1 protein-coding gene is annotated in these 1,260 nt (G+C 70.4%); it reads left to right on the top strand.

The annotated features are described in order from the left end of the window. Positions 1–230: 230 nt before the first annotated feature. A partial coding sequence (locus tag ABZ215_RS43770; RefSeq protein WP_354956864.1) for an NAD(P)-binding domain-containing protein occupies positions 231–1,260 on the top strand: 1,030 nt, incomplete at its 3' end.

Genomic DNA, 1,260 nt, shown 5'->3' on the forward strand with positions numbered 1-1,260 from the left:
GCCGAATAACCGCCGTAGGCGCTGGTCGGGAACACCAGCGCGCGGCCGCTGACGATCACCATGTCGCTCGCGCCGTGGGCGGGCGCCGCGATCGCCGGTGGGCTTGGCGGTTACTCGCACACCTTCCTGGTGCTGGCCCTGGTCGCCGTCGCGGCCGTAGTGGCCTCCCTGGTCAGCATCCCTCGATAGCTGATCTTCTGAACTCGCTGGTTTGAAAGGGTTTCGTTGTCATGCCTGATGCCATTGTGATCGGCGGCGGTCAAGCCGGTCTCGCCTCTGTCCACGCCCTCAAAGCCCGCGGGCTGGAGCCGGTCCTGCTGGAGGCCGGCGACGAGCCGGTCGGATCGTGGCCGCACTACTACGACAGCCTGCACCTGTTCTCCCCGGCCCGTTACAGCTCGCTTCCCGGCCTGGCCTTCCCCGGTGACCCGGACCACTACCCGCACCGGAACGAGGTGATCGACTATCTCCGCCGCTACGCCGCGGCCCTGCGCGCCGACATCCGCACCGGCCACCGGGTCACCGCCGTGACCCGGCCCGACGGGGAGTTTCTGGTGTCGACCGAGGCGGGCGAGGAGTTCGCCGCGCCGATCGTCATCGCCGCCACCGGTGCGTTCACCTCCCCGTACCGCCCGGCGCTTCCCGGGCTCGACGAGTTCGCCGGCACCGTCCTGCACTCCAGTGACTACCGCGAGCCCAGCCCGTTCGCCGGGCAGCGCGTGGTGGTGGTCGGTGCGGCCAACTCCGCCGTGCAGATCGCCGTCGACCTCGCCCCGCACGCCCACGTCACCCTCGCCACCCGCAAGCCGATCCGCTACGCCACCCAGAAACCACTGGGCCGGGACGTGCACTTCTGGTTCACCGTCACCGGCTTCGACATCCTGCCCATCGGGCCGTGGCTGCGCGCCAAGCCGAGCATGCTCGTCCTCGACGCGGGTGGCTACCGCGCCGCGATCGACGCCGGCAAACCCGACCAGCGGCGCATGTTCACCGCCCTCGACGGTGACACCGTGACCTGGCCAGACGGCACCCGCGAGCGGGTGGACACCATCATCCTGGCGACCGGGTTCCGCCCTGGACTGTCCTACTTGGACAAGCTCGGCGCCCTCGACCCGACTGGGATTCCCAAGCAGCACCGCGGCGTGTCCACCACCCACTCCGGGCTCGGGTTCGTCGGGCTGGAATGGCAGCGCAGCTTCTCCTCGGCCACCATCCGCGGCGTCGGCCGCGACGCCGCCTACCTCGCCCGGCGGTTGCTCA

This window comes from Amycolatopsis sp. NPDC006131, from assembly GCF_040614175.1.
Lineage (GTDB): Bacteria > Actinomycetota > Actinomycetes > Mycobacteriales > Pseudonocardiaceae > Amycolatopsis_E > Amycolatopsis_E tucumanensis.